This window comes from Aeribacillus composti (assembly GCF_031760945.1).
GTDB classification, from domain to species: Bacteria; Bacillota; Bacilli; order Bacillales; family Aeribacillaceae; genus Aeribacillus; species Aeribacillus composti.
Genome location: NZ_CP134501.1, coordinates 437,798 through 464,568, shown reverse-complemented (window position 1 = coordinate 464,568; position 26,771 = coordinate 437,798). Strand labels below are relative to the sequence as shown.

The following is a 26,771-nucleotide window of genomic DNA, read 5'->3' as shown; positions in this document are numbered from 1 at the left end:
AGAGAAAAAATACTTCTTTCTCCGCAAGCTGATAGGAAAGGAGAGTTCTATTTAACCCTCTTCAATCCATTAATTTTTTCTAAAAAAGTCAGTAAACGCGTTGAAAATTTCCAATCCTTGATAAGACAATAAAGAGAGAGCTGTAATTGAAAAAAATGCTGTTAATAACATACGTAACCATATCATGGTACTCATCCTCCTTTGAATGATTTGTTTATGATTCATTCAAGCAGGTGAGACCACATAATTCGATTCGTAAAAGACGGGATTTAGCAAAAACCGTCTTTTGACAGATTGCACAAAGCAATAGCAGAAATAAGTGGTGCTTAACGCTATAAAAATGTAACTGGCAATATCAAACCAAGAGTCTTTTCCTATATCTGGTCCATCAATCGGAGCAAAATTTTCTGCCAAATGATCGATGGTGCTAATTTCGTGTACAGCATTTATAGTATGACTGGAACGATCACTGGAAATGTATAAACAGGTAATACTTATAAAAATAAAAATTGTCAGGGCAACGATTTTTTTCATGTATTCACGCCCCTTTAACATCTTTTCTTCATTATATACTTGGTTTTAATATTTTAAAACAAAAATGTTTTTCTGTCTTCCCCTCTGTTTGATTATTTAACGAACAATTTCTTTTCCTCGATTCTGCCATCTGCTTTAGTTCTGTAAGATTTCACTGTTGAATCCGGGAGGCAATCCGCAGTGCCTTCAAAAAACTTCACCTGTTTCTGTACGAATTTCCGAAATGCTGTCTGTCGGCAGGTTTTATTTTTTGAGACTTATTAAACGAATCAGTGAGGAGACCAAAAAAGCAGCAGCAACAGCTAGAAGAATTTTTCCGACAAGCAATGCTGTTATTTTCAGCACGAATACTGCCAAAATCATGACTAAACTGATTGCGATCATAATGAGAGAATAAGTTTTCATATGAGGTTCATCTCCTTTAGCTGTCTGTTTTCAAGCAGAAAAAATCGGCTGCCTAATTCGGCATAAATATATCGCTGGTGACTTGTAAATAAAATGCATTGTTCCTTGAACGCTTCTTTCAGCATCATGATTGACTGCTTTTGTGAGGCCTCGTCTAATGAAGTAAAAGGTTCATCCAAAATAATCAACTCAGGTGATCTTGCTAACATACTAATAAGGAATAGTTTATATTTCATGCCTAGAGAGTAATGTTTGACCGGCTTTTGCAAAGCATGTGTCAGATCAAACTGTTCACAAAGCTCTTGGAATTTTTCTTCATATGCAGCTCTTTTTTCTTTTTTGATCCTCCAAAGTGAAAGAATAAGCTCCTTATTTTCAAATCCAGTTAATGCATCATAAACAAGTGGTTTATCAGGAATATAGGCCATTGCTTCTTTAAAACGATCTGTTCCAGGCTTATACTTTTCATTTAGTAAAATATTTCCTGAATCCGGTTGGATTAATCCCGCTATTAGCCTTAGCAAAGTTGATTTGCCGCTGCCATTTTTTCCGATGATACATGCTCGGTCTCCTGCATGTAATTGAAAAGAAACATTTTCCAGCAATGCTCCTTTTTCTGCAGTTTGTTCATACTGAAAAGCCAGTTGTGAAACTTGAAGCTTAACCATTAGAAATCCTCCAATAATCAACAAACAGTTTATAATCCAATAAAGCGAGACAATACGCCACAGCCCCTATTCTGCTTCCTTTTAGCGTAAGAAACTATTCCGTAATAAAGCAGAAATATCAAGATAAAGGGATAAGTACTTATGATTGAAAAAATTAATAGCTCCGGTATTTCAAGCACTGTGTGAGAAAAAGGTAAGTCCTACATGACAGCGGTCATATAAGTTGTGATTTCCCTATGAGAATTGTTGTAAAACAAAGTGACTGCGGTCATCTTCCATCAAGTCAACGAACCAATTCCAAACATTGATAGCTCTCTAACATAAAAATAACTGAGAAAGAAAAATTGTTTCCTAGTTGTAAATTTGGAATGCACTCATTGCGAGTATATAGCAGCGAGTTCAAAAACAAGAAATAAATCAGTCCCAGCGAGGCAATCACTTATTCAGTAATAGAAAGGATTTTAACTTTTTCAACATGGTCAATTCCTTTCTTCATTGTGTTTTTACAAACAATTAGGCAAATGGCTGAAACTATCATAAAATATAGAACAGATATGTAGTTGACAGCACCTGCCGCTTCCCTCAATACACTAATAAATAGTGATGCGAACAAGTAATAAATAAAAGGCATGACGAGAAAGTTCCTCATAAAAGCTTGGCCGTTATTTACTATGCTTTCCTCTTCTTCAGTTGTTCCAATCTCGTATTCATGAATAAAATGGAACTTGGTGATAAATGGAAACAAGTATAATTGAATAAATGGAAAAATGAAAAAAGAGATAGTTATTCCAATAAAAGGAATGATCATCCTGAGATCAGCTATTTGGAAATACGTAAGAATCATTATATTCCCTATCGTCAAAAAGAAAGATGGAATTAAATATAGGCAATAAAACAATTTCAATTTTGCCCAAAAGAATTCAGTTAACGAAAAAAATGATAGTTGGTACATCCATATGTTTCTTTTTTCGGTGCTAAAAGAAAAGAAAGAAGGAGTCAACATTCTCATTTCCATTGCTTGGTTAGCTAAAACCATCAAGTTCAATGTAAATAATAGCTGTATTTGGAGAGCCGTGTTTCCTGTCGCTGACATACATGCAGTAAAGAACCCTATATAAAAAAATGCTTCGTAAGATAAGACCATATAATTAAAAAATTCTTTTGAGAGCAGCCATCTTTTTTCACGTATGATTTGTAGATCTTTATAAATCAGTGCATTCTTCGGCAAAAAAATAGAACGTACCCAATGCAGCAGCTGTAGATAGAAGTGAAAAAAGTCACGAAATCTCTTAATCTCTCCATGATCTTCAGTTGGAATCATTTTAACAGGCAAGGAAAGTACGCCAACTAGAAGGAAAATCAGAGGCCCTAACATCCAGGGAGTCCCAATAAAATGTTCAATCTGCAAATATAAAGAGCCATCTGAAAATAAACTCTTTTGAAAGGAGTTTATTTTATTCCCATATAGATTGATCAGCTGCTGAGATAGATTGACCCAAGCTGTATCTTCAGCTGCAGCCAAAAAGGATGGAAAATTATCCTTAAATGTTTTGAAAATAGGGACTAGAAGACCTGACACAAGAACGCGCCCCAGCATAAAAAAAGCAGTTGAGACAGCGGCGAAAAATACAAAACGGACCCACCCTATTTTTTTTACTACAATGTTATGAATATAGGCACCTGCAAGTTTATTGCTCGTCATAAACAACAGAGCGCCCAGCAGCAAAATATTCAACTGCTTCATCCAGAATAAAGCATCTAATGATTCCGCAATTCGTGATTGAAATAAAATATAAACAAAAAATAGGCTGGAATTTGTAAAAATGCTCCATACCAGCTCTAAAGCAATAAATGTGATATGTATTGATTTGAACGAGACTGGAGCAGCCTGAATAAGATCCATAAACGGTGGAATATGAGTTCTTCGATAAGCTCCGGCTCCCTTAAAAATTGAATAAAGAAGAAAAAAGACAATGAAACCACTCTCCCATTGCTGGCGATATTGTTGGGAGTATAGCCATTTGTACAAAACGGATACGATGACGAAGGCAAGCAAAATATCAAGAATAAAAGAAAACATCATATACTGTTTTGAACTAAGTTTTCTTAAAAAGGGCGCTTTTTTAATAATGAATTCGATGACAGCAGAATATTGCTGTTCCATTCGAATCGATAGCATAAGTGATAATAGCTTTATTAACATTCTCTCACCTGTATTTCAAAGTATGAAAATTCTTCATCGAAAAATAGTTTGACTTTCAAGCGATAATCACTTTTCTTGATTTCCTTCTTTAGATATTAACGAATTGCTGCTTAACCTGCTGCAGCGCTCTATGAACGTCCGCTGAACCAACTGCTGTTGGAATAGAAACGATTGCAGTAATAGCTCCGCCAGCTTCAACAACGTTTAAGACAACCGCCGCTACACTTTCACGATCTGCAGTTGGAAACGCTGAAGAGAGTGAGCACAGTGCAAACGTTAAAAAGCCGACTGCTAAAGCACACTAAAAGAAAAGACAGCTTGTTTTATTTCTTTTAGCCATTAACAGTAAATTACTTACTAAAATACTTTTTATTACCACCTAAGTTTAAGATATATTCAGACCACTATCAATACATCTTTGTAAATTTTATTCACAAAACTTTCACTCAAGTTTTTAAATTTTTTTCAACACTCTAACCCACAGATCAGGCAAGTATGAACTTCTATCCTGCTTGGCTTGTTAGGGATCTGGCTTCATTAGTTGACTCTTGATCTTTTTGCCTGACATTTTCTTCACTGTTTAAAAAATAAAAAGCAGATAAACTGACAGGCAGAAATAAACCGCACAACGATAACACTGCTACTTTTTTTGACTTCATTATTCTATTTTTTGATCTATTCTAAATATATAAAATTTTAAATCTATAAAAAATGACAAAAAAGCACCCATCTCATTTGAGAGGGTACTTTCAAGCAGATTAGACCAAACTTAATCTCCATCAAGACAATCAAGTTTACACAGAACTTTGAATCTTTTATGTTATACAAGAACTGCTTCTTTTTTTATTACAGTATTTTGAAGAACGAGATTGACCGGATCTCCAACTTGAAAGCGGGAAGTATGTTGAATCAATTCATGTACCGTCCATTCTTCTTCACCTACTTGTACGATGTAATACATTTCTTTTCCTTGATATTGAACAAATTTTACCACCCCATGCGAAGAACCTTCTTTTGCTTTAGACAGCGCCCATTGATCCGGACGGACAGGATATAGACCCTTTTTTTTTAAATTAATAGATACTCCTATATCCGGCCATTTTTCATTAGGAAATGGCTTCGGAATAAACATTTTTTCCTCCCATTTACCTTGAATTAAATTGCATTTGCCTACAAAAGTTGCAACAAATTCTGTCTCCGGCCTTGTAAAAATCATTTCCGGCCGGTCAATTTGTTCAATTTTCCCATGATTCATTACGACAATTCGATCTGCCATCGCAAATGCTTCGCTTTGATCATGGGTAACATATACAATGGAAGCATTTGTGTGACGATGAATGTGTTGAATCTCCTTTCTCATTTCCATTCGAAGTTCAGCATCTAAAGCACTGAGAGGCTCATCCATTAATAAAAGACCTGGTTCTGGCGCAATTGCACGTGCTAAAGACACCCGCTGTTTTTGTCCGCCGGAAAGTTCATGAGGATATCGTTGGGCTAGCGACTCTAACCCAACCATTCGTAAAACATTTTTCACTCTCTCCTCCCTCTGCTCCTTATCAGCCTTTGGAGCAAACGAATGATGCATTAAAGGAAATTGAACATGCTCATATACTGTCATATGCGGCCATAAGGCAAACGATTGAAAAACCATCCCTATGTTCCTTTTTTCCGGCGGGAGGACGGCTTCCGCTGAAGCAACAACAGTATCATTTATCGTAATGGTTCCGCTTGTCGGTTTCATAAAACCGGCCAGTAATTTTAATAATGTAGTCTTTCCACAACCAGAAGGTCCCAAAATGGCGATAAATTCTCCATCCTTGATTGTTAAATCAATGGAATGCAAAGCTGTGACATCCCCATATGATTTTGAAATCCCATCAAGCCGAATCATTTTGTTTCAACACCTTTCGTCTCCAAACTTTTTCAAGGCTGATAAACAAAAAACTGCCGAACAAAATTCCTAAAACAATTAAACTTGAAAATGCTGTGGAATAAGTGGTATATCCAGCCTGTTCGTAGTTAAAAATAACAACTCCCACCGTTTCGGCTCCTGTAGACCATAGAAGGCTGGAAACTGTCAGTTCGGTCAAAGAGGTTAAAAAGACCAACAAGGCTCCGCCAATGATACCCGGCAAAAGAAGCGGCATGAGAATTCGCCACCATTTGACCAAAGGTTTAGCCCCTGACGTACGAGCAGCTTCTTCAATGGAAGGCTCTACCTGTGTCAGCGCCGTGTAGCTTCCCCTAACCTGTAAAATGATAAATCTTGTAATGTAGGCAATAATTAAAATCCAAATGGAGCCGTAGATACCCGGGTTCCATCCTGGCAACGGCTGCATCCATGAAAAGATCATACTGAGAGCAAAGACAGTCCCCGGCAGTGCGTAAGGTATTGTTACAAACAGCTCCACTAACTTTGTCCATCTATTTGGTGATTTATAGCGAAGATACGCAATGGCCGTTCCGACAATCAATGAGACAATTGTCGTTAAGATCGCAAGCTTCATGCTGTTGCTGATCGCTGACATCGTTTTTGGATCAGAGAATAGAATGTATCGATAGTTTTCCAGTGATAAATTTTCTAATTGAAAAGGGAGCCCGTAAGCTTTTATTAATGATGTCGTACCCATTGAAACGAACGGAACGAAACTCGTGAACAACAAAAATGCCCAAACGGCTATTTCGATCAAACGCTTCCACGTCAACGATAAATGAATGCGAGGTTCTTTATCCCGTTTGACCGTTTCAATTACACGGCTTCGCCTTAAAAGAAGCCATTGAATAGACAGTCCGATTAAAGCAATTGCTCCCAACAAAATCGATAGAACGGCCGCTCTTGCAAAGGCAGCCGGTCCAAATCCGACGACTTCTTCGTAAATATACGTACTTAGCACCCGAATGTTTGCCGGGATACCTAAAAAAGCAGGGATCCCAAAGTTATCAAGGTTTGATAAAAAAGCGAGCATTCCGCCGCTGCAAATCCCGGGCAATGCTAGCGGAAGGATGACCTTACGAATAATAGTTCCTCTTTTAGCACCGCATGTTTGTGCCGCTTGCTCAAGCTCCAGAGGAATTTTTCTAAACACTTCCACCGTTAGTAAATATACAAGCGGATAATGAGACAAACCTAAAATAAAAATGATTCCACCTATGCTATACAAGTTTGGCAGCTTCCAATCTCCTGGAAGCATATGAAGAACAGTTGCAATTGGTCCATTGCCGCTAAAAAACTGAACCCATGCAAGTGTTGTAATGTATGAAGGAATAATAAACGGAAGAAAGATAAACAGCTGCATCCATTTTTTCCCGCTAATGTTTAAATAGGCGATAACCCATGCCATCGCAATCCCTAAAATAAGTGAAACCAAAGTAGAACCGATGACGATATAAAGCGTATTTTTCACAGTGATCCATGTTTGTTCTTCTTTCAGCACTTCTGAGTAATTCGAAAATGAGACGGCACCCTCTTCTGTTAAACTTAATAAGATAAGGCGAAAAACGGGAACTATAAAAAATAAAATAATCAGTAAAAACCCGAAACCCATCCACAAGTTTTTCAATGGGGAGAAACGAGAAAACGAGGACGTGCTCCTCGTCATCCCTTTTGTTTGCTCTTTACCAGGAAACATCGTCCTCTCTCCTTTAATTATTGTTGACCAAATATTTCACCAAATTTTGCTTTATCTTCTTCACGAGATTGATAAAGCTCAGATATGTCTGCATTCAGTACGTTCAACTCATCAATCGTTTTTAATCCCTCTGGAGCATTAACGTCTTGGCGAATCGGTGTATATCCAAGTTCAGCTGCTAATTTTTGTCCTTCTTCTGATAAAACGAAATCTACGAAAGCTTTAGCTGCTTCTTCATTTTTTGTATCCTTCATAATACCGATCGGTTCAGTAATGACAGGAACGCCTTCTTTCGGATAGATGAATTCTACAGGTGAACCTTCTTTTTTGGCGCGCGCAGCGAGATAATCAACAACGATTCCGTATGGCTTTTCCCCTGAAGCAACCGATTTTAACACACCGCCATTCCCTTTCGTAACAGCCATTCCGTTTTCTTTTAAACGCTTGAAGAAATCCCATCCTAAATCGTTTTGTCTTGTAAACACTCCAAGATTGTATGCAGCTGCTCCTGAATAAAACGGGCTTGGCATAATCGCTTTTCCTTTTGCGTTGCTTTCCGTCAATACATTCCAGCTATCAGGTATGTTTTGCACACTATTTGTGTTCACTGCAAGAACAGTTGCCATCACTTTTGTGCCTGTGTACATGCCGTCACTGTCAATAAACTGACCCGGAATTTGTTCTGCTTCTTTTGATTTGTAAGAAAGTAAAAGATCGTCATTTTTTAAACTTTCAAACGTTACAGCGTCTGCAACAAGCAAAACATCTGCTTGAATGTTTCCAGCTTCTTTTTCAGCTTGTAATTTTGCAATCACTTCTTCCGTTCCTGACCGGAAAGTATTGACTTTTACATCAGGATATTTTTCATTAAAAGCTGTCACTAATCTTTGAGCATCTTCATCAGGCTGTGAAGTATAGAAATTAAGTTCCCCTGAGACTTCCTTCTTTTGTTCTGACTGCGTTTCTACATCATTGCTTGATGAGGCATTATTGCTGCTGCCACAGGCAGCTAATACAAAAAGTAATGTGAATATAGTGAAAGCGGACAACCATTTACGCATTGGAATGTTCCTCCTTACCCTCTTTTAAGAAATTTAAAGAGCATTTTCGAAACCAGCGTTCAATCTGTTCCATTTTCCGTTTGTGATGAACGGGAAACTCCACAGGTGAAACGGTAATATAACCTTCCTTTAGCTTTAAATAATCACTGTTTTCGTTAAGGTTTACTAATTGGTTTAATTCATCTTTTAACCAAAAATATACTTGACCGTGCGGATCGTTTAGCCCTACGTATCGATAACGGGAAACTGTCAAATCTAAAGGAACTACCTCAACACCTTTACAAAGATAAATCGGAATATTCGGTAAATTGATGTTTAAGAAAACTCCTTTAGGAATTCGGTTTTGTAAAATAATTTCAACCGCTTTATACAAAAGCTGTTTTGTTTTTAAATAATTTACCTTCGCTTCATCAAATTCGTTCAACGATACTGATACGGCTGGAACGTTGTAAAGAGAAGCCTCAACCGCACCTGCCAATGTACCAGAATAATATAAATCCCTTCCTAAATTCGGACCAAGATTAATACCTGAAAACAAAATATCAGGCGGAGTCTTTAACAGTACTTCCATCCCAAGCTTGACGCAATCGGCCGGAGTACCGTTTACGGCCCATGCCCCTTTCGTTCCAGAGAATATTTCCACAGGTTTCACTTTTAATGGTGTTCTGAGAGTAATGGAATGGCCGACTGCGCTTCGTTCTTGGTCAGGACAAACGACATAAACTTCACCAAAATGCTGAAGAACTTCTACAAGTGCTTCGACTCCTGGCGCAAAAATTCCGTCATCGTTTGTAACTAAAATTCTCAACGGACGACCTCCTTCAATCGATTTCCGTTCCGTTTTGCATACAGTACATTTTTCTTTAACACCATCAAATCTTTTGAAGCATCAAACCCTTCAATAATTACTGGAATATTCTCGATAGTTAAAAATTTGTTTAATATTTCTTCTCCGATATCACCGTCACCTAACGGTAAATGAAGAATTTCATTTGTTGCATCACTAATATGAATTTTGTTTACCTCAGGCATTTCATTCCAGATAGAAAAAATGTCTGCGTGTAATGGAATGTGGGCGACATCAAATGTCGTTTGAATTTGCGGGAAAAAAGGTGCAATCACTTTTTTTACGGCGGCTGGTTTAATAATAAACTCTTTCGCCTTCCATTCCATCATTTCTAACGATAACGTGAGTCCTTCTTGTCTAGCTTTTCGATCAAGTTCTTCCATTGATTCGAACAAAAGCTCTTCATGGACAGAAACGTCTGAATCCGCAAGAGTCAGCTTTCCTGGATGAAATGTAATATTATCAGCCCCAATTTGTGAAGCCAGCTCAATAGATCGAATAATTTCATGAACGGACTGCTTGCGAATGCCATTATTTAGAGAGCTTAAGTTTAAATCCCAGCTTGCTGCGTGCATCGTCAGCTGCATGTTTGTTTCTTCTTTGACCTGTCGGATTCGTTTAGGCATGCTTTCATATTTCCACACATGCTCTGCCCAAACCTCAACACCGACAAATTTTAACTCTTTTGCCAGCCTAATCACTTCCTCAACCGGAAATGCCCATGCAAGTGTAGAAGCAAAGCGTATATTCATCGAACTGATTTCCTCCTTTCTTATTTTTTAATGAAATGGAGAGATTCATTTTTACATTGCCGATTAGAGAAAGATTTCGTGAGTTAAGTCCATGAAAATCACTTCCTCCTGAATCAACAATTGATTCTGACAAGCAATTGGAATATGTATGTCCACTTCCTTTTCATCTATCTTAAGTTTAGAAAAGATTTGTTAAGGAACACTTAAAGGCGGTTTGAACTTTTGTAAACATTCTGTAAATGAAAAAATAAAAATAAGAAATGAAAAAGCGGCTTCAAATCGCAATTATGCATCATTCCCAACTTAGAATGTAAATTGTTTGTAAATTTTTTACGATTTATTCATATTCTTTGCTAAATACACTCTTTTTTGTTTAGATATCACATGTGTTGTCATATTATAAAAATCATTGCGGACGTGATATTTTCCGAGTTTACTAGCAGTTTCCCACACAGATGAAAAAATTCAGTTTGTTTTTCCAAATGAGATTGATCCCGGAAATAATCGCAAAATATTTTATATGCCCCCTTTTGAGGACGCTAAAGGACATTTCGTTCAATGCGAAAATCCTTGCCGACAGTGGAATCTAAAAATTCTCTGCCTCTTCGGTTGTAGTACTTGAACTTAGCCTTCAATACTGAATTCGCTGCTGATACAACTTCAAAAAAGACAATGAAAAAGCGCTCAACACAATAAAATTTGACAGGCTCTGTTTGAGCGTGATATAGTTTGTTTTGAAAATACAGAAAATTATTTAAATAATTAAAATTGTAAGCGATTAAAGGGGGTAAAGATATGACAAGACAAGCAGTAAAGGATGCTCTCAAGGAAACTCTTGACAAGGTGTTGGATACCGCTGTAGGCAGGGCTGGAGGAGCCCCTGGTGTAGTTGCAATGGTAACTGACCGGGACGGAAACATCTATGAGGGGGCAGCCGGTGTACGCGATCTCGGAAAGAAAACACCGATGACCACCGATACAGTGTTCGCTCTTTTTTCGACCACGAAGGCCATCACCGGTACGGCATTGATGAAATTGGTCGAGGAAGGAAAAGTCAGTCTCGACGATCCTGTCAAGAAGTATGTACCTGAGATTGCCGAGATTCCAGTTCTCGAAGGGTTTGACAAAGACGGGCAGCCAAAACTAAGGGAAGCAAAAACCGACGTTACGATCAACATGTTGATGCTTCACACTGCCGGCTTCGGCTACGAGTTCTTCAGTCATGAAGATCGAAAATACCGTGAAGCAAAGGGAGTACCTTCCATTCTCACTAGTACATTTGACTCTGTAAAGAGCGTGCTTCTATTCGAGCCAGGTGAACGCTGGAACTATGGCGTCAACATCGACTGGGTTGGTAAAGTTGTTGAAGCCGTATCCGGTAAACGACTGGGCGAAGTGATGGCAGAGCGTATTTTTGCCCCACTCGGCATGTCCGACATCGGTTTCACGTTATCACCTTCGATGATGGAACGCCGCGCAACCATCCACAGCCGCAGTCAGGATGGTCAACTCACACCAAAACCTGAGCTTATTCTCCCGCAATCTCCAGAAATGGATATGGGAGGACATGGTTTGTATGCGAGCATTGGCGAATACACGAAGTTTATCCGAATGATTCTGAATGACGGTGCGGGTGTACTCAAACCAGAAACAGTCGCGCAAATGTCTCAAAACGGACTTGGGGAATTGAAGAGCGGCGGATGGATTTCGTCCGATCCAACGCTGGCTAATGACGGCGAGTTCTACCCCGGCGTACAAAAGTCGTGGTCTTATACATTCCAGGTAAACGATGAACCTACCCCTACAGGTCGTCCAGCAGGCCAATTGATGTGGTCGGGATTGGCTAACCTGTTTTACTGGATTGATCGCAAAAACGGGATTGGCGGATATTGGGCTACGCAAATATTTCCGTTCCAAGATGTGGGTTCATACTTAGGCTTCCTCGAATTCGAGTCAGCAGTCTATAGTACGTTGAAACGGTTCGGTCAGATTACGACTTGATCTAGGGAATGGAGACTATACAGATGACTCCCCCGCTTACTCCGTATAATGTCACAAAGTGCGGATGGATGATCATATAAAGTATTTTCTTTCTAACATACACTTCAGCGGCGGAAGCCATAGCTTAAGAGCTTGTTAGAAATATATTCGATAGCGTTTTCTTTAAGAATCCTTTATTGTACTGCATTTATCAATATCAATCATTGAATATCGGAGATTTTCCGGGCCAATCTTTTTGCCTATCCAGCAAACTGAAACAAATTTTTAAGGGGCTTTCTAATAAGTCGATTTTCCGGCTTATAGACGCCCCTTTAATGTTTTAGAAACGTTGATATATCAACGCTTATGATGTTTCGTTTTCAGTGGATTTTGACTTGCTGGACAGCCCCTGTTTGTGCTTCGAGCAGCTTTTATTGTCTTTTACATTATGGCTTCGGCGAAATCTGTCAGAAATGTATATTTCTATCAAAATCGCGAATTAGACTTCAATATATTAGATGAAATGAAAATTCGTAAGCGTCAAAAGATACAATCTTTACAACTTTCGTTAGAAATTCAACCTTGGAACCACCATATCGTAACAATAGTTAGAAATAAAAGATATATGAATGATATAATTCGGAAGAGCCTTTTTTATTTTTAAACGGCGGCTTCCACATTATGACGATAATGGCAGGAGCAAACAGAGTGATTAAAATGAGTTTTATCTCAATAAATGCTATACATAAAGCTAATAATATGGAAACGTAAAAAACGGGTATAAACCATGTGCTTTTTTCATTTTCTTCATCATCTGACCCATTATTCGAATCATTCGGTAATTTTTCTAAGTTTAGTTTTTCCCATAGCATATGCTTTACACCTCCTCATGAAAATTGGGCATTAAATATGGAGTGATCTTAGCCTCTACACCTGCAGCGATAAATGTCAAAATGATCATTAGAAAAAAGAATGTAAAGATGTCCTTTAAAAAATGGAAACCCAAGATGAATTTTGAGGTTTGAGCGTTCTTTTTAGCTTATGTATACTAACAGGACTGGACCCCGCATTTCGGACGGCTTTCTTCCTCCACTCTTTTAGCGAATAGTTCAAACAAATTTCTTTCAAGAAGTATGTTCCGCTTTGATAGACATGGAAAGCAGTTTTGACATAAAAAAGCTCCCTTAGGATCAACAGATTTTTTGCACCTATCGATCGTAAAGGGAGAGTACAATTTTTTACAAAGCTCTTTTAACATGTTTTGAAACTTTCCATTTGCTTATTATTGATTTATTTCAGCTTGCCAGCTTTTAGTTCATCAATCCAATCCGTTTTTCCCGTTCCGTAATTTTCTTTCTGGCCGATGTCATATAAAGAACCGTTTTCGTAGCTGATGGATAAAATTAAGTCCGGAATTGAGTCGAAGCCGTTTTTAGCCAAGTCATAAAGCTGCGGGCCGTAATGGGTCGTCAACACTCGATAATCTTCCTCGGTTACATATGGATTTTGCCGAAGCGATCGTTTGTAAAGTTCAAAAATATCGGTCCCATCCTCCGTAACAAACTTTCCGTCGACAACGGCCAAGTCCTTCAAATTATATCCTGTTGCATTTTTTATAACGCGAACCAAGTTGTATTTGTCATACTTTTCAGGAGTAAATTGCGTATTATCATGGGAACGGCTTTTTATGATATGGATAAACAGTTCTTTCGCATTATTGGCTGAATTCAGTGCCTCTTCTATTAATCTGATAAGCTCTGTATCATCAGTTCCGCTTACGGTCAACTTGTAAGTGTTGGGATCGATCGTAAATGTCAATTTCACTCCATCCGGAACATTGATTTGATATTTTTCAAACAGTTGTTTTATCTGTTCATTCACTTTTTGGCGATTATACGCTTTTCGCTCTGCCACTTCCACATCACCCTGGATAAGGGGCTGATCGCGCAAAACAGCATCTCTCAAATCATAACTTCCGGCAAGACCGTTATATAGCCAAGATATCTCGTTACGATGAGCAATTTTTCTCTCCAATTCAGTCATGTCGTGTCTAAAATATGGGGAATTCCGATTTATATATTTATCATTAATATGTTGTACAGGATCTTTAAAACGTTTATTTTGTTCTGTAACTTTTCTGTAATGCTCATCTAATAATTGAATTTTTCTATCCAGATCACTCACCCAATCATTTTTGCTTTGAATAATCGTTTCATCTTTTTCTTCCGCCTTTTTTCCTGTTTTGTTCGTTTGATAGCTGGAATACGCCGTAATGGATGTACGGATAGAATGGATATTCATTTCAATCCCCCCTATATTTCCATTTATTATATATATCGGCATTAATAGAAGGAAATATAAGAAAATCTTTTTAGATAAAATAATAGTTAATTAATACTATAGGAGGGATTATATGTTAATGAAACCGTTGCTACGAATCATTTTATTAGTCCTTGTGATTTTCTCAATTAGTTCACCATCATTTGCAGCAAGCACCATCACTGGTAATAACAGCTTTGAAACTGCTTATTACGCGGGATATTGGAAATACAGCAATATGGGAACTACTATTTTGCCTGAAGGCGAAGAAGAAGCCTATTACAAGTTCACGGCAAATGCCGGCGAAAGAATTTATGTCAGAAGCTCTTATCGAAATGAGTACGAAGGCATGAAAATTGAACTATTTAACAGCAGTAAAGACCCTATTGATAGAGGAACGAATGTCGTGAACCCTGATTCATTGACTCCTTTTATTTTCGCAAAAGCTGATGCAGCCGCAAATTCCCAAACTTTTTATATAAGAGTCAGCCGCGGGAACTATACGGGGGATATGTATTTTACCGTATCAATTTTGGATCGAATAAAATCGGGAAGCGGAACATTTCCATTTTCAGGAACGGCTGTTAATAATGGAAACATTTATTTAAATCCCCAAGGTGTCGACTCCTCTGTCATTACAATGGATTTAACAAATAATTTGACAATCCCAAAACGAGCATTTGTTAAATCAATCACCACATCCAGCACCCAATCGCCAACTCAAGGAAATGTACTTCACAAAATTATGCCGGAACAGACAGGGATTTGGTATACTTCTACTGTTTCCAGCGCAACAAGCGGACATTATCCGATTTCATTGCAGGATCAATTACTGGTTGCTCAAAAATGGAGTTTCAAATATAACGCCAAAGCAACGGGCAAGTCGACAATGACAAATGTCCGTGCGACGATAAATTATGAATATGATGTAACAGATCAATTCAGCTACTAGCCATATGAATAATCGTCTGCATTTAATGATGAGCAGAAAAAAGGCCAGTCTGGCTTTCTCAATCTAGCCAAACTGGCTTGATCATTTTGGGTATTCGGATTATGCGTTGAAAATCTCAACCCGTTAAACGAATGTTCACAACGTCATAAATCGGATAATGGTATGAAAATGTACTTTTTACAACTATATTTGCAATAACTGAGTATCGGCTGATGAACCAAAAACGCTTATTCTTTTTTCTCATACTTCCCATCTCGAATAAAGTTTAAATTGCGTCCAAAAATTTATAACTATTTTTCAATCTATTTCAACTAGTATTTTCTTATTTTTCTAGCATGGGAGAGAGGAGCATATTGTGAAGTGCTTTTCCATATAAATGAAGGGGCACGCGGTCTTCGCTAATATAATAAAATGTAGCTAAACCATTTTCTAACGAAAGAATTGTCCATGCCATTTCATTCGCAGATAGAGAAGACTCATGATTCTCTTTCGATTTCAATTTTTTAATCGCCTCGGAAATTTGTTTTACCGATTCCGTTATCATGTTAGACCATTTATGGCGCACCGATTCTTCACGCATCGCATAAAGAAAAAATTCCATGTGAAGCATGCTCCACGTTCGATTTTTCTGACTAACTGTAAGGAAATATTCATCCATTGTTTCGATAAAATGTGAAAGTGATTGCTGTTGTTCTATTATTTGAAGGATGTTGTCCACATGCAATTGCATTTGTTGTTCCAATATCGCTAGAAAGAGCTCTTCTTTGGAATGAAAATGGGCATAAACCGCCCCTTTGGTAAATCCGGCATGTTCCGCAATTTTATCAACAGAAGCGCCGTGAAAGCCTAATTGAGCAAAGATCTCAACAGCTGATTCTAAAAGTAATTGCCGCGTTTCTTTTTTCGCTCCTCTTGGGTTAATCTTCGTCTGACCATTTTTTCCCTTCTTCTCTCTTGACAAGAGAACCATATAGAATTAACATACCACATAGTATATAAATTCTAATGAGTATGCAAATTAAATTTTTAATTATAAGTAACCATCCACTATGTCATTTCTAAATTACGCAATCTAGTAAAAGGGGAAAAGGTATTAATGCGGAGGGAAGAAAACTTTGCAATACAGAAACAGACTTTGGGAAAAATTTTGGCGCAAACTATTAAAATAGGGATTATTCAATCAAACCTGATTCCGATGTTTGCTGGGTTGACATTGGCAATGTATACATATCAAATCCGTCTTCATGAGAAAATTCCGGAAATACTATTTGCTTTGATTGGATCGATTTTCGTAATGGGGGCGGCGGGAGCTTTTAATAACTTATATGATCGAGATATAGATTCGATCATGGAGAGAACGAAAAACAGACCAACTGTAACAGGAGAAATAAAGCCCAAAACCGTATTATGGCTTGGCATCTCCATGTCTATCTTCGGAATAGCAGCGCTTGCATTAACAACTCCTCTAGCAGCATTCCTAGGGTTTCTAGGTTTGTTTTTTTATGTTGTCCCATATACGATGTGGAGTAAGAGAAAAACAATTTATAATACGGAGGTTGGAAGTATTTCTGGAGCCATGCCGCCTCTTATAGGATGGTCTGCTATTTATCCAGACATCACACATCCAGCCATTCTTGGTCTGTTTGTGATTTTAATTATATGGCAAATGCCTCACTTCTATGCAATAGCTATTCGCAAGCACGATGAGTATAAGGCGGCGAAGGTTCCTATGCTTCCAGTAGTCAAAGGTGTTAAAAGAACATATATACAAACGAATATTTATTTAATTATTTTAATGGTTGTAAGCTTTCTTTTTGGATCTTTAAGCCTCGGTCTTGTGTTAGTAGCCCTTCTTTTAAGTGTTCTGTGGCTTATGTTAAGCATTTTCGGCTATAAAAAGATGGATTCAGAGAAATGGGCAAAATCAATGTTTATTTATTCCCTGCTTCATATGACAATCTTATTTTCAACTGTCATTATCTATTCTCTGACAGGGATTTTTTTTAATTTATGATAATATAAAACAATGATAATTTATTAATGGAATATTTTTAAACAATTATGTTTCCAATGGGAGCCTCTGTGGCAGCATTAGAAATGATCTTAGATGGTGATCAAAAGGTTTGAGAAGGACAATGGTATTAGGGGCAGCTAGTGGTTTAAAACCAATCTCTTAAAAGAGATACGATGAAGAAAAGGTATAATTTTTCATGATCTCTCAAATTTTAAGAATGAGGACGATTATCGGTTCAGACTGTAACTCCATCTCTTGGTTTGAGGAAGAAGTCTACATTGCAGATTTTTCCACACTGGTGAAAGCAAAAGTGGAGGTCTTTTTTAACCCTCCTTCCACTAATTTCCTGATTACCTATAATTTCCAAGGACTGAACTTTCGCTTCTGGCTATGAATCTTTTCTAAAAAAGTCCATAAACGCGTTGAAAATTTCAAATCCTTGATAAGAAAATAAAGTAAGAGCCGTAATGGAAAAAAATGCTGTTAAAATAAAACGAATCCACATCATGGCCATCCTCCTTTGAATGATAGTATATGATCAATTCAAAAAGGTGAGACCACATAATTCGATTCGTAAAACACAGGATTCAGCATAATCCGTCTTTTGACAGATTGCACATAGCGATAACAGAAATAAGTGAGGCTTAACGCAATGAAAATATAGCTGGCCACATCAAACCAAGAATCTTTTGCTATATCCGAACCATCAATCGGAACAAAATTATCCGCAAAATGGTCAATGGTGCTAATCTCGTGAACGGCACTTATGTTATGAATGGAACGATCGCTGGAAAGAGATAAACAGGTAATACTCACAAAAATAAAAATGGTCAGGGCAACGATTTTTTTCATCAGTACACGCCCCTTTTAAATCTTTTCTTCATTATATAACTGGTTTTTCTATTTTAAAACAAAAATGTTTTCCTGTCTTCCCCTCTGTTTGATTATTTAACGAACAATTTCTTATCCTTGATGCTGCCATCTGCTTTAATTCTGTAATATTTCACTGTTGAATCCGGGAGGCAATCCGCAGTGCCTTCAAAAAACTTCACCTGTTACTGTACGAATTTCCGAAATGCTGTCTGCCAAGTCCTAATTATTGTGTAAAATCATACTACCAGGCCAGTAAACCTAAATTCCCGGCCAATCCAACCGCTTCCTTTTTACACAAAATTCAGGACTTAATCAATGCTGTCTGTCGGACAGGTTTTATTTTTTGAGACTTATTAAACGAATCAGTGAGGAGACGAAAAAAGCAGCAGCAACGGCTAGAAGAATTTTTCCGACAAGCAATGCTGTTATTTTCAGCACAAATACTGCCAAAATCATGACTAAACTGATTGCGATCATAATGAGAGAATAAGTTTTCATATGAGGTTTATCTCCTTTAGCTGTCTGTTTTCAAGCAGAAAAAATCGGCTGCCTAATTCGGCATAAATATATCGCTGGTGACTTGTAAATAAAATGCATTGTTTCTTGAACGCTTCTTCCAGCATCATGATTGACTGCTTTTGTGAGGCCTTTTCTAATGAAGTAAAAGGTTTAGCCAAAATAATCAACTCAGGTGATCTTGCTAACATACTAATAAGGAATAGTTTATATTTCATGCCTAGAGAGTAATGTTTGACTGGCTTTTGCAAAGCATGTGTCAGTTCAAAATGTTCACAAAGGAATTTTTCTTCATATGCAGCTCTTTTTTCTTTTTTGATCCTCCAAAGTGAAAGAATAAGCTCCTTATTTTCAAATCCAGTTAATGCATCATAAACAAGAGGTTTATCAGGAATATAGGCCATTTCTTCTTAATAAAAACAAAAGTTGCCAGTTGTTTGTCAAGATCGTATACTTCATCCGATAGTATATCTAAGATGAATAGGCTCAAAAAAACAGTAGATACAAATAAAATTAGGATAATCAGGCCTACTATTGATTTGGCTGGCTTTTGTTTTCAGAAATATTGCTTGGGCTGTAATAATAAATTCATATAACAGAATCTCCCCTTTTCAAGCGCCTCATAAAAGCTTGGCCGTTATTTACTATGCTTTCCTCTTCTTCTGTTATTCCAATCTCATAAACGGTGCTGTTTGTCCTACGGGCGGACTTTAGTTTCTTTTATGACTGCAGCGAAATCTGTCAGAAATGTTTCTAGCAAAATCGCGAATTAGACTTCAATATATTAGATGAAATGAAAATTCGTAAGCGTCAAAAGATACAGTCTTTACAACTTTCGTTAGAAATTCAACCTTGGAACCACCATATCGTAACTATAGTTAGAAATAAAAGATATATGAATGATATAATTCGAAAGAGCCTTTTTTTATTTTTAAACGGCGGCTTCCACATTATGACGATAATGGCAGGGGCAAACAGAGTGATTAAAATGAGTTTTATCTCAATAAATGCTATACATAAAGCTAATAATATGGAAACGTAAAAAACGGGTATAAACCATGTGCTTTTTTCATTTTCTTCATCATCTGACCCATTATTCGAATCATTCAGTAATTTTTCTAAGTTTAGTTTTTCCCATAGCATATGCTTTACACCTCCTCATGAAAATTGGGCCATTAAATATGGAGTGATCTTAGCCTCTACACCTGCAGCGATAAATGTCAAAATGATCATTAGAAAAAAGAATGTAAAGATGTCCTTTAAAAAAAACGGAATTTGATTCTCCCCTCATTTTGGCAATGACTGCATCAACCAGTTTAAATCCGATAGAACCCGCAATAATCATAGCAGGAATCTCAAATATACCATGTGGAACTAGGGCTGTTACAATATAAATTAGATCGTTCCCATGTTGAAGACTGTGCATGATAGATACACCAACTAAAAAAACATTGACTAGTAATAAAGCAGCAGTAAAAATTCCAAACGTAAATATAGTAAAGCTTATGAAAACATCCGCAAGTACGTTATGTATAAAATAATCAAATATAGTACGGCCAACATTTGGTTCCTGTCTTTCTACAGGTAAGATATTGCTAAAAAAAGTACCCATGATAATTCCAATCACGTATATTATAAACGCTACTGATAAAACCCGCTTATTTCGCAGTAGAACGTTTTTTATTTAACCAATCTCTTCCATATCATTAATAATCATATTTTCGAAATTTATTATGTTTTTCATGTTCGTGTATTCCTTTAATATTTCCCCATTGATTAAAACTCCTACACGATCGCATAGATTTTGAGCAACATGCACTAAATGAGTAGACATGAAAATAATTTTTCCACTATCTGCGTATTCCCTTAAAAACTTTTTCATAAACATTGTTGTCGGAGGATCAAATGAGCTTAGCGGCTCATCTAGTAAAAGCACATCTGGTTCATGAATGATAGCACCGGCAACAGACAGCTTATGCTTCATACCAAAGGAAAGAGTTGAAATCATTTCATTTTCCTTATCTTTTAGTGAAAAATTTTTTAACAACATTTGAATACGGTCAGTTTTTTGCGAATCGGGTACTTGCTGCAGATCAGCTATAAAATCTAAATATTCCTTTGGAGTAAGATAATTATAAATAAAAGGTGTGTCCGGCACATAACCTATATATTGTAAAAATTCAGATCGATCATCATCAATTGTCTTACCATCAATAAATATTTTTCCAGAGTCTGGAGTGACCAATCCGATTATACATTTAAGCAAAGTGGACTTCCCAGCACCGTTTGGCCCTAATAATCCATATATTTCTCCTCTTTTTAATGTAATATTAATTGATTTTAATACATCATACTCCTTATACCTTTTCGAAACATCTTTTATAATCATCTGCTCATCTCCCAATGAGAAGTACCGACTCGTTTAATCCAAAAGTAAAAGAATATAAAAAAGCTTATGAATAGCAAGGAAGAACCTAAGATTGCCAACATATTAAAAAGAATGCTGCTGATATAGTTTTTCCAGTAAAGAACCCCCAACAGCCCATATATTTCTAAATTTAATATTAAAACAATTCCAAAAATCGTGTGTTCAAAAACAGAAGCTTTAACGGAAGAGCCAACATCTTCAATATGTTCCCAATCCAGACGCGGATACAAAAACGTTCCAATAATTTGAGCACTGCTGATGATAATAGCGGTAGTATTTACAAGGACAAATATCATAATGACAGTACTTAGTTTCAGATGAAAAAACGATACAACACATATAAATAAAACGTTCATGACGATCAAAATAGGAATAACATGTAAAATCGCCTTGCTTACGATTAACTGGTTCAAAGAAGAGCCTGACCCTTTATATAAAAGCAAGTTCTCCCTTTCAGCATCAGCTGATGTAATCCCTAATAATCCGTCTCCTAAAAACGAGACATTTATTGATACTGCAAAGATGATCGGATATATTACGAAAAGAGCCGGGAATTCAAACCAATTTTGCATCATTCCTAATCCGAGCAATAAACCGATTTCGGAAGCCAGCATATAGATAGATAAATAAAACCTCTTTTTTATTAAAAAGTTCGCTCGAGTGAAAGCGATGAAATCTTTTTTCATAACCGCCAAAACTTTTCTTGATAGAAGTTTTTTTAGTTTCCTATAAACAAAGTTAGGAAAAGATCTGTTTTTTATTATGTTGACATTTGTTTTTTCATTGGAAAGCTGCGAAATATCTTTTACGTCTAAATATTTATTTACAATAAGATACGAAATATAAATTAGAATGATTCCAATAATTAGCAACAACGGTTGATAATAGAGAAAGTATTCTACTTCCATTAGTGTATTAAATAACCAATTAGTAGGCAGCACATAACCAGTCAAAATCACATCAAGATTGAATCTAGAAATAGAATGAACGATTGATTCTATAAAGTTTTCCTCATAAAAGTAGCTAAAACCTAACCAGCCAAATACAATCGTAGACAGAAATGATAAAAGCATAACAAAAACGAAAGAAAGTACACTTTTCACAGCTGACTGAAAAACAACATGCAAAACCTTTGAATATATTATGTATAATCCTGAAGAATAAAAACTGATGACCCCAATTAAAAAAAGAACATAAAATGGAAACGATACAAATAACAATAGCCGAGAAGTTATTGATTCTTCTACAAAATTTAAAACGTAGAACAGGATAGGATATAAAAAGAAAAGAGTCGAAAACAGTGACTTGAAAATGATTTGCGTAAAAAATCTTACCAATAATATATCTTTTGGATCTGTTTTCACGGAGTATAGTAAGAGAAAATCTTCCGGATAAACAAACCTTTGAAAAATATCATGAGAAGAACGAAGATTGTTGATTAAATTCCATAATACTAGCAAATTGACTAACAAAACAGCTGCTTGAGAAAAATAAGGAATGATCAGTTCTACTAAATGATATAGGATAAAATTGTATACTCCAAAAATGAAAACAAATAAAACTAGTAATATTTTTTGATTCAATAAATTTTCCCCAAACGGAAAGAAAAAAAGAAATCTATTGACATAGCGTCTAAAATTTAATTTGAAATTAGAATAAAAAAGATTAGACTTTAACATACTGCCCCCTGAATTTAAAATCTAGGGCGATGGCAAAAACTTATTTCGCCATCACTCGATTTTTTTAATTTACCATTTCGAGTCCATTCTTTATCTAGATTGAATATATCATAAATAATAGAAAAAATTCCATATTTTGATAAATTTTATTTTAGGGGAAATGCTCGCGCTTTTTTAATAAGTGTCCATTTTACAGAGATGATTTGACGATTACATGAGAGAGTTACAAAAAGTGAACTTGAGCAGGTTGCCTTTTGCCGTTGAAGTAGCTTCAAGTGCTGAAAGATGAGAGGGAATAGATTGACAAGCTTCTCTTTAACATGAGATTCTTTTACCAGTAATTTTGTTGAAGCCCTTACAGAAAATCATAATTGAAGGATGAGCGCAAAACGGAATTTTTAAATAAGTTGTAAGTTTCTGTATTCTATCTTCCAAACCGAAAAGCCGAAAGCCTAATGATAGAGAAAAGAGTAAAAATTGTCAAAAAAGCCGCAGTTATTGTTCTCATTGCTAAGGGAGCTCTTGCACGCTGCAATTTGGCAGGAAAAATGAAAAGGGAGAAAAGAAATTGAATAAAGGACTTTTTTTATATGAGCATTTTGCAAAATTAGATTTTTATTAAAAAGAGTTTTAAAAGAAACCCAAATAAACTGGGGTATTTTGTATCTTTGGTTTACAAATATTCTGTTTGTCCTTTTTTGGGCGTACTTGCAGAATTTTTCGCTTTAAAAATTTTTTAAGCGGTTTGTTGCTTTTTACTCTCTTTTGCCATTGCGAGAGCTGAAACCAGTAATACGATGGCGTTCAAGTAAATATGAGTTTTTACTTTATCGATTCCCCAAACATGCAGGGAGTTCGCTGTAAGATAACTTTTCATTCTTGAATTGCACCGTTCTACACTGGTTCGCTCATTGTAAAGTTCTTTCGTCCTTTTGTCTTTCGTAAAGCAAAGCGGTGGAAGCTCAGCGGATGGGTGCGCAATGGAGAAAGCGGCGTGGAGATTCATGTGGAAGGGGACGCAGATGCCATTCAACAATTTGTTCAAGACATTACAGATCGATACCCTTCCTCAGCTAAAATAACCAATTTGGAAATTAAAGATGCGCCTTTACAAGAAGCAGCTGATTTCGAAATTTTGGCCAGCACGCTCCATAATCGGCCGACAGTGCAAATTCCTGCTGATCTTGCGGTTTGTCCGAAATGCTTGTCAGAATTGTTTGATCCAGCTAACCGCCGATTCCTTTATCCATACATCAATTGCACGGATTGCGGTCCACGATATACGGTCATTGAGCGGCTGCCGTATGACCGGCCTTATACGACAATGCATATGTGGTCTATGTGTCCGGCTTGTTCAGCGGAATATTATGATCCGGCGGATCGACGGTTTCATGCGCAGCCAACTGCTTGCCCCGATTGCGGTCCTCATTATCATGTGCAGGGACAGGATGGAGAAATACATGGTGATGAAAAAGCGATCAAAAAAACGGCCGAGCTCCTTCGTTCTGGGCGCATCGTTGCGATCAAGGGGCTTGGCGGCTATCTTTTGGCGTGTGATGCTGAAAACGAAGAAGCGGTATGGGAGCTTAGAAGGCGGAAGCGCCGCGGGGAAAAGCCGTTTGCCTTAATGGTAAAAGATCTCGAGACAGCAAGGGCGTTTATCGATATATGTGCGGAAGAAGAAAATCTCCTTACATCTTCCGCCCGACCCATCGTGTTGGCACGGGCGCGCCGATTGCTGCCGGGAGTAGCTCCTGATAATTCCGATTTAGGAGTAATGCTTCCATACACCCCTCTCCACCATTTGCTGTTTCATTTCGACGCACCAGAAGTGCTTGTAATGACAAGTGCTAACCGTTCCAGTGAACCGATCATCTATGATGATGAAGAAGCGATCAAGGCACTTGAAGGCATCGCGGACGCATGGCTTATTGGGGAGCGCCCTATTGCCCGCCGCGTCGATGATTCCGTCGTTCGCGTCAGCCCATTTGGCCCTACTGTACTTCGGCGGGCGCGGGGGTATGCGCCGCTTCCTGCTGCCCAATTGCCCAGTGATCGGCCTGTTCTTGCTGTTGGAGCTGACCTAAAAAATACCATTACATTAGTGGTCAACGGACAGGCGATCATGAGCCAGCATTTAGGAGATTTGATAAAATACGAAGCATATATGTCATTTGAGCAAACGGTCCACGATCTTTTGTCGATGTATGATGTTCGATTGCAAGAAACGATTGTGGCGTACGATCTTCATCCCGACTACCAATCTACCACCTTTGCCCACAATCTAGAAGCTTATCAACATATTGGCATCCAGCACCACCGCGCTCATGTGGCGTCCGTGCTGGCGGAGAGAAATGCATTGGACAAACGGGTGATCGGAGTGGCGTTTGATGGAACAGGTTTTGGCGACGATGGAGCGATCTGGGGCGGCGAGCTGTTTGTCGGAAGCGCTGCGGAAGGTCTAAAACGGCGCGGACATCTTCGTTACGCCATGCTTCCCGGCGGAGATGCGGCGGCACGCATGCCGCTTCAAGCACTGGCTGGTTTCTTTGTGGATGATCCGAAATGGGCAATAAATGTCGGCAAGCAGCTTTCGTTTCCTGAACGATTTTTCACGGCAGTGAAGATGGTAGAAAAACAATTGCGTACCTTTCCAACAACGTCCGTCGGCCGTTTGTTTGATGCAGCAGCTGCCCTTTTAGGATTTACCGGTCCTATCTCATTTGAAGGACAGGCAGCCATTTGGCTGGAGCATTTAGCACGTACAGCTCCATTAGAGAAGGTATATTCTTTCCCGTGGAATGGAAAAGAGCTAGACTACCGTCCTTTTTTAAAGGAAATGGCAGAAGACCGTCTAAAAGGAAAAGATGCAGCGGTGATTGCTCGCGCATTTCATCGAAGCGTCGCAGAAGGCATATTTAGAAGTGTTCGCTCTTTAGGAGCGGCCTATGAAATTGACACAGTTGTGTTGTCCGGCGGCGTATTTCAAAATTCGCTTTTGTTAGCTGATTTGAAAGAGTTATTTTTTGAAAGCGATATGCATATCTGGGTCGGTGAAGAAGTTCCGCTTAACGACGGCGGCATTAGTCTCGGGCAGGCAGCGCTTGTAGCTGCAGCGCATTCGAATTTATGAGTCGTTATTGCTTCAAAAGCTGTAAATATTGGTCTATCATTTGCTATGTTTTAATTGTTGTACATTCATTTTTTCCAATTCAATGTATTGTAGACCGCTGACTCGAATTCGAGGAAGCCCAAGTATGAACCCACATCAATTTATGTTTCATTTTTCAAACCTGCTAACAGCTAAAATTTTTTTAAAAGACATCTTTCGACGGCTGCACTTAAAGGAGGCAATATCCTTTTCCGTCCAATTTGTAAAAATGAATAAAAAAGCAGATTCATCAAGGGCTGCTATGCCAAAAATGCAGGAAAGCTGCTCAGGCTGCTGCCCTAAACGGATGAATCTGCTTCTTATCTATTTGTCTTCCTTTTGCATTAGACCCGTTTAAACACCCATCGAAATATACTTAACTTCTAAATATTCGTCTATTCCATGGTGTCCCCCTTCTCGGCCTATTCCGCTCTCTTTCACGCCTCCAAATGGCGCTTGGGCGACAGCAGGAATCGAATCGTTCAAACCGACGATGCCAAATTCCAATGCTTCCGAAACTCTAACGGACCGAGAACAGACTCAATAGAGGGTCTTCCGTTTTCCGGGCAATACAAATCCTTAACCTTTTCAGTGATATATGTATTGATCTATTTTTCGTAAAAGGTGATCTTCCGGTACAAGTTCCTCAATACAACAAATTTATATTCATTTTGACTCTCTTTATTTGTAGTTCACATGGTTATTATCCTCCTAACTAATATTATAATAAATTAACACGGTAAACTGATAAAGATTATAA

The 26,771-nt window shown here is 37.7% G+C and carries 22 protein-coding genes and 4 pseudogenes; 4 read left to right on the top strand and 22 right to left on the bottom strand.

Features of this window, described 5'->3' with window-relative positions; genetic code table 11:
* Nucleotides 1-225: 225 nt before the first annotated feature.
* The 9 genes from RI196_RS02405 to RI196_RS02365 all read right to left on the bottom strand — a co-directional run bounded on the left by RI196_RS02405 (nt 226) and on the right by RI196_RS02365 (nt 10,099).
* Nucleotides 226-534, bottom strand: coding sequence for a hypothetical protein (locus tag RI196_RS02405; RefSeq protein ID WP_063387892.1), 309 nt, complete (start codon nt 532-534; stop codon nt 226-228).
* A gap of 243 nt (nt 535-777) precedes the next feature.
* On the bottom strand, nt 778-939 hold the full coding sequence (locus RI196_RS02400) for a hypothetical protein (RefSeq protein WP_162877049.1): 162 nt from the start codon (nt 937-939) through the stop codon (nt 778-780).
* Nucleotides 936-1,607 (bottom strand): ABC transporter ATP-binding protein, encoded by a 672-nt coding sequence (locus RI196_RS02395; protein ID WP_063387893.1) that lies wholly within the window; start codon nt 1,605-1,607, stop codon nt 936-938. Before RI196_RS02395 ends, RI196_RS02400 begins: the two co-directional genes overlap by 4 nt.
* A gap of 439 nt (nt 1,608-2,046) precedes the next feature.
* Entirely contained in the window at nt 2,047-3,810 is a 1,764-nt protein-coding gene (locus tag RI196_RS02390) for a hypothetical protein (RefSeq protein WP_311066830.1), read from the bottom strand.
* 820 nt (nt 3,811-4,630) lie between these two features.
* Nucleotides 4,631-5,701 carry an ABC transporter ATP-binding protein gene (locus RI196_RS02385; protein ID WP_063387896.1) on the bottom strand — a complete coding sequence of 357 codons (1,071 nt, stop codon included), beginning with the start codon at nt 5,699-5,701 and terminating at the stop codon, nt 4,631-4,633.
* The gene (locus tag RI196_RS02380) at nt 5,688-7,439 is read right to left on the bottom strand and encodes an ABC transporter permease (protein ID WP_311066829.1); all 1,752 of its coding nucleotides are present in this window, start codon (nt 7,437-7,439) and stop codon (nt 5,688-5,690) included. Before RI196_RS02380 ends, RI196_RS02385 begins: the two co-directional genes overlap by 14 nt.
* Nucleotides 7,440-7,456: 17 nt before the next feature.
* On the bottom strand, nt 7,457-8,500 hold the full coding sequence (locus tag RI196_RS02375; protein WP_311066828.1) for an ABC transporter substrate-binding protein: 1,044 nt from the start codon (nt 8,498-8,500) through the stop codon (nt 7,457-7,459).
* Nucleotides 8,493-9,308, bottom strand: coding sequence for a 5'/3'-nucleotidase SurE (surE, locus tag RI196_RS02370; protein WP_066248180.1), 816 nt, complete (start codon nt 9,306-9,308; stop codon nt 8,493-8,495). Before surE ends, RI196_RS02375 begins: the two co-directional genes overlap by 8 nt.
* Complete coding sequence (locus tag RI196_RS02365) at nt 9,305-10,099, bottom strand: sugar phosphate isomerase/epimerase family protein (protein WP_311066827.1); 795 nt, start codon at nt 10,097-10,099, stop codon at nt 9,305-9,307. The genes surE and RI196_RS02365 overlap by 4 nt, the downstream gene beginning before the upstream one ends.
* A gap of 795 nt (nt 10,100-10,894) precedes the next feature.
* On the opposite strand from RI196_RS02365, the gene acmB reads away from it, so the two are divergent.
* Nucleotides 10,895-12,100 (top strand): methyl acetate hydrolase AcmB, encoded by a 1,206-nt coding sequence (gene acmB, locus RI196_RS02360; protein ID WP_311066826.1) that lies wholly within the window; start codon nt 10,895-10,897, stop codon nt 12,098-12,100.
* A gap of 587 nt (nt 12,101-12,687) precedes the next feature.
* Here the strand turns inward: acmB and RI196_RS02355 are convergent.
* The gene (locus RI196_RS02355; protein ID WP_311066825.1) at nt 12,688-12,951 is read right to left on the bottom strand and encodes a hypothetical protein; all 264 of its coding nucleotides are present in this window, start codon (nt 12,949-12,951) and stop codon (nt 12,688-12,690) included.
* A 418-nt stretch (nt 12,952-13,369) separates the two neighbouring features.
* A complete protein-coding gene (locus tag RI196_RS02350; protein WP_311066824.1) occupies nt 13,370-14,380 on the bottom strand; it encodes a DUF4885 family protein in 1,011 nt (336 codons plus the stop codon).
* A 118-nt stretch (nt 14,381-14,498) separates the two neighbouring features.
* Between RI196_RS02350 and RI196_RS02345 the strand changes: the two genes are divergently transcribed.
* Nucleotides 14,499-15,350, top strand: a complete 852-nt coding sequence (locus tag RI196_RS02345; RefSeq protein WP_375338797.1) for a hypothetical protein — start codon at nt 14,499-14,501, stop codon at nt 15,348-15,350.
* Between the two features lie 322 nt (nt 15,351-15,672).
* On the opposite strand, the pseudogene RI196_RS02340 reads toward RI196_RS02345, so the two are convergent.
* Nucleotides 15,673-16,286: pseudogene (locus RI196_RS02340) on the bottom strand (TetR/AcrR family transcriptional regulator).
* Nucleotides 16,287-16,446: 160 nt separating this feature from the next.
* Between RI196_RS02340 and cyoE the strand changes: the two are divergent.
* A complete protein-coding gene (gene cyoE / locus RI196_RS02335; RefSeq protein ID WP_311066822.1) occupies nt 16,447-17,364 on the top strand; it encodes a heme o synthase in 918 nt (305 codons plus the stop codon).
* Nucleotides 17,365-17,907: 543 nt separating this feature from the next.
* Here cyoE and RI196_RS02330 read toward each other — a convergent pair.
* From RI196_RS02330 to RI196_RS18715, 8 genes and pseudogenes are all read right to left on the bottom strand, one after another.
* The gene (locus RI196_RS02330; protein WP_311066821.1) at nt 17,908-18,216 is read right to left on the bottom strand and encodes a hypothetical protein; all 309 of its coding nucleotides are present in this window, start codon (nt 18,214-18,216) and stop codon (nt 17,908-17,910) included.
* 357 nt (nt 18,217-18,573) lie between these two features.
* Nucleotides 18,574-18,735, bottom strand: coding sequence for a hypothetical protein (locus tag RI196_RS02325; protein WP_311066820.1), 162 nt, complete (start codon nt 18,733-18,735; stop codon nt 18,574-18,576).
* Nucleotides 18,732-19,157: a hypothetical protein gene (locus RI196_RS02320; protein ID WP_311066819.1), complete on the bottom strand. Its 426-nt coding sequence runs from the start codon at nt 19,155-19,157 to the stop codon at nt 18,732-18,734. The genes RI196_RS02325 and RI196_RS02320 overlap by 4 nt, the downstream gene beginning before the upstream one ends.
* A gap of 442 nt (nt 19,158-19,599) precedes the next feature.
* Nucleotides 19,600-19,896 carry a hypothetical protein gene (locus RI196_RS02315; protein ID WP_063387903.1) on the bottom strand — a complete coding sequence of 99 codons (297 nt, stop codon included), beginning with the start codon at nt 19,894-19,896 and terminating at the stop codon, nt 19,600-19,602.
* A 49-nt stretch (nt 19,897-19,945) separates the two neighbouring features.
* A complete protein-coding gene (locus RI196_RS02310; protein ID WP_311066818.1) occupies nt 19,946-20,365 on the bottom strand; it encodes a stage II sporulation protein M in 420 nt (139 codons plus the stop codon).
* A gap of 72 nt (nt 20,366-20,437) precedes the next feature.
* Nucleotides 20,438-21,142: an ABC transporter ATP-binding protein gene (locus RI196_RS02305; RefSeq protein WP_063387905.1), complete on the bottom strand. Its 705-nt coding sequence runs from the start codon at nt 21,140-21,142 to the stop codon at nt 20,438-20,440.
* Nucleotides 21,139-22,764 (bottom strand): hypothetical protein, encoded by a 1,626-nt coding sequence (locus RI196_RS02300; RefSeq protein ID WP_311066817.1) that lies wholly within the window; start codon nt 22,762-22,764, stop codon nt 21,139-21,141. Before RI196_RS02300 ends, RI196_RS02305 begins: the two co-directional genes overlap by 4 nt.
* Before the next feature lie 832 nt (nt 22,765-23,596).
* A pseudogene (locus RI196_RS18715) lies at nt 23,597-23,794 on the bottom strand (transposase); the annotation flags it as partial.
* Between RI196_RS18715 and hypF the strand changes: the two are divergent.
* On the top strand, nt 23,744-25,993 hold the full coding sequence (gene hypF, locus RI196_RS02290; protein WP_311067316.1) for a carbamoyltransferase HypF: 2,250 nt from the start codon (nt 23,744-23,746) through the stop codon (nt 25,991-25,993). The pseudogene RI196_RS18715 and the gene hypF overlap by 51 nt on opposite strands.
* Nucleotides 25,994-26,365: 372 nt before the next feature.
* Here hypF and RI196_RS02285 read toward each other — a convergent pair.
* Both RI196_RS02285 and RI196_RS02280 read right to left on the bottom strand, forming a co-directional pair.
* A pseudogene (locus RI196_RS02285) lies at nt 26,366-26,530 on the bottom strand (aldehyde dehydrogenase family protein); the annotation flags it as partial.
* A gap of 11 nt (nt 26,531-26,541) precedes the next feature.
* Nucleotides 26,542-26,700 (bottom strand): annotated as a pseudogene (locus RI196_RS02280) (transposase); the annotation flags it as partial.
* Nucleotides 26,701-26,771: the final 71 nt, after the last annotated feature.

What these genes read in the sequence shown, in the direction of transcription:
- RI196_RS02405 (WP_063387892.1), bottom strand. Translation starts at nt 534, where the DNA reads ATGAAAAAAATCGTTGCCCTGACAATTTTTATTTTTATAAGTATTACC.
- RI196_RS02400 (WP_162877049.1), bottom strand. Translation starts at nt 939, where the DNA reads ATGAAAACTTATTCTCTCATTATGATCGCAATCAGTTTAGTCATGATT.
- RI196_RS02395 (WP_063387893.1), bottom strand. Translation starts at nt 1,607, where the DNA reads ATGGTTAAGCTTCAAGTTTCACAACTGGCTTTTCAGTATGAACAAACT.
- RI196_RS02390 (WP_311066830.1), bottom strand. Translation starts at nt 3,810, where the DNA reads ATGTTAATAAAGCTATTATCACTTATGCTATCGATTCGAATGGAACAG.
- RI196_RS02385 (WP_063387896.1), bottom strand. Translation starts at nt 5,701, where the DNA reads ATGATTCGGCTTGATGGGATTTCAAAATCATATGGGGATGTCACAGCT.
- RI196_RS02380 (WP_311066829.1), bottom strand. Translation starts at nt 7,439, where the DNA reads ATGTTTCCTGGTAAAGAGCAAACAAAAGGGATGACGAGGAGCACGTCC.
- RI196_RS02375 (WP_311066828.1), bottom strand. Translation starts at nt 8,500, where the DNA reads ATGCGTAAATGGTTGTCCGCTTTCACTATATTCACATTACTTTTTGTA.
- RI196_RS02365 (WP_311066827.1), bottom strand. Translation starts at nt 10,099, where the DNA reads ATGAATATACGCTTTGCTTCTACACTTGCATGGGCATTTCCGGTTGAG.
- acmB (WP_311066826.1), top strand. Translation starts at nt 10,895, where the DNA reads ATGACAAGACAAGCAGTAAAGGATGCTCTCAAGGAAACTCTTGACAAG.
- RI196_RS02355 (WP_311066825.1), bottom strand. Translation starts at nt 12,951, where the DNA reads ATGCTATGGGAAAAACTAAACTTAGAAAAATTACCGAATGATTCGAAT.
- RI196_RS02350 (WP_311066824.1), bottom strand. Translation starts at nt 14,380, where the DNA reads ATGAATATCCATTCTATCCGTACATCCATTACGGCGTATTCCAGCTAT.
- RI196_RS02345 (WP_375338797.1), top strand. Translation starts at nt 14,499, where the DNA reads ATGAAACCGTTGCTACGAATCATTTTATTAGTCCTTGTGATTTTCTCA.
- cyoE (WP_311066822.1), top strand. Translation starts at nt 16,447, where the DNA reads ATGCGGAGGGAAGAAAACTTTGCAATACAGAAACAGACTTTGGGAAAA.
- RI196_RS02330 (WP_311066821.1), bottom strand. Translation starts at nt 18,216, where the DNA reads ATGAAAAAAATCGTTGCCCTGACCATTTTTATTTTTGTGAGTATTACC.
- RI196_RS02325 (WP_311066820.1), bottom strand. Translation starts at nt 18,735, where the DNA reads ATGAAAACTTATTCTCTCATTATGATCGCAATCAGTTTAGTCATGATT.
- RI196_RS02320 (WP_311066819.1), bottom strand. Translation starts at nt 19,157, where the DNA reads ATGGCCTATATTCCTGATAAACCTCTTGTTTATGATGCATTAACTGGA.
- RI196_RS02315 (WP_063387903.1), bottom strand. Translation starts at nt 19,896, where the DNA reads ATGCTATGGGAAAAACTAAACTTAGAAAAATTACTGAATGATTCGAAT.
- RI196_RS02310 (WP_311066818.1), bottom strand. Translation starts at nt 20,365, where the DNA reads ATGGGTACTTTTTTTAGCAATATCTTACCTGTAGAAAGACAGGAACCA.
- RI196_RS02305 (WP_063387905.1), bottom strand. Translation starts at nt 21,142, where the DNA reads ATGATTATAAAAGATGTTTCGAAAAGGTATAAGGAGTATGATGTATTA.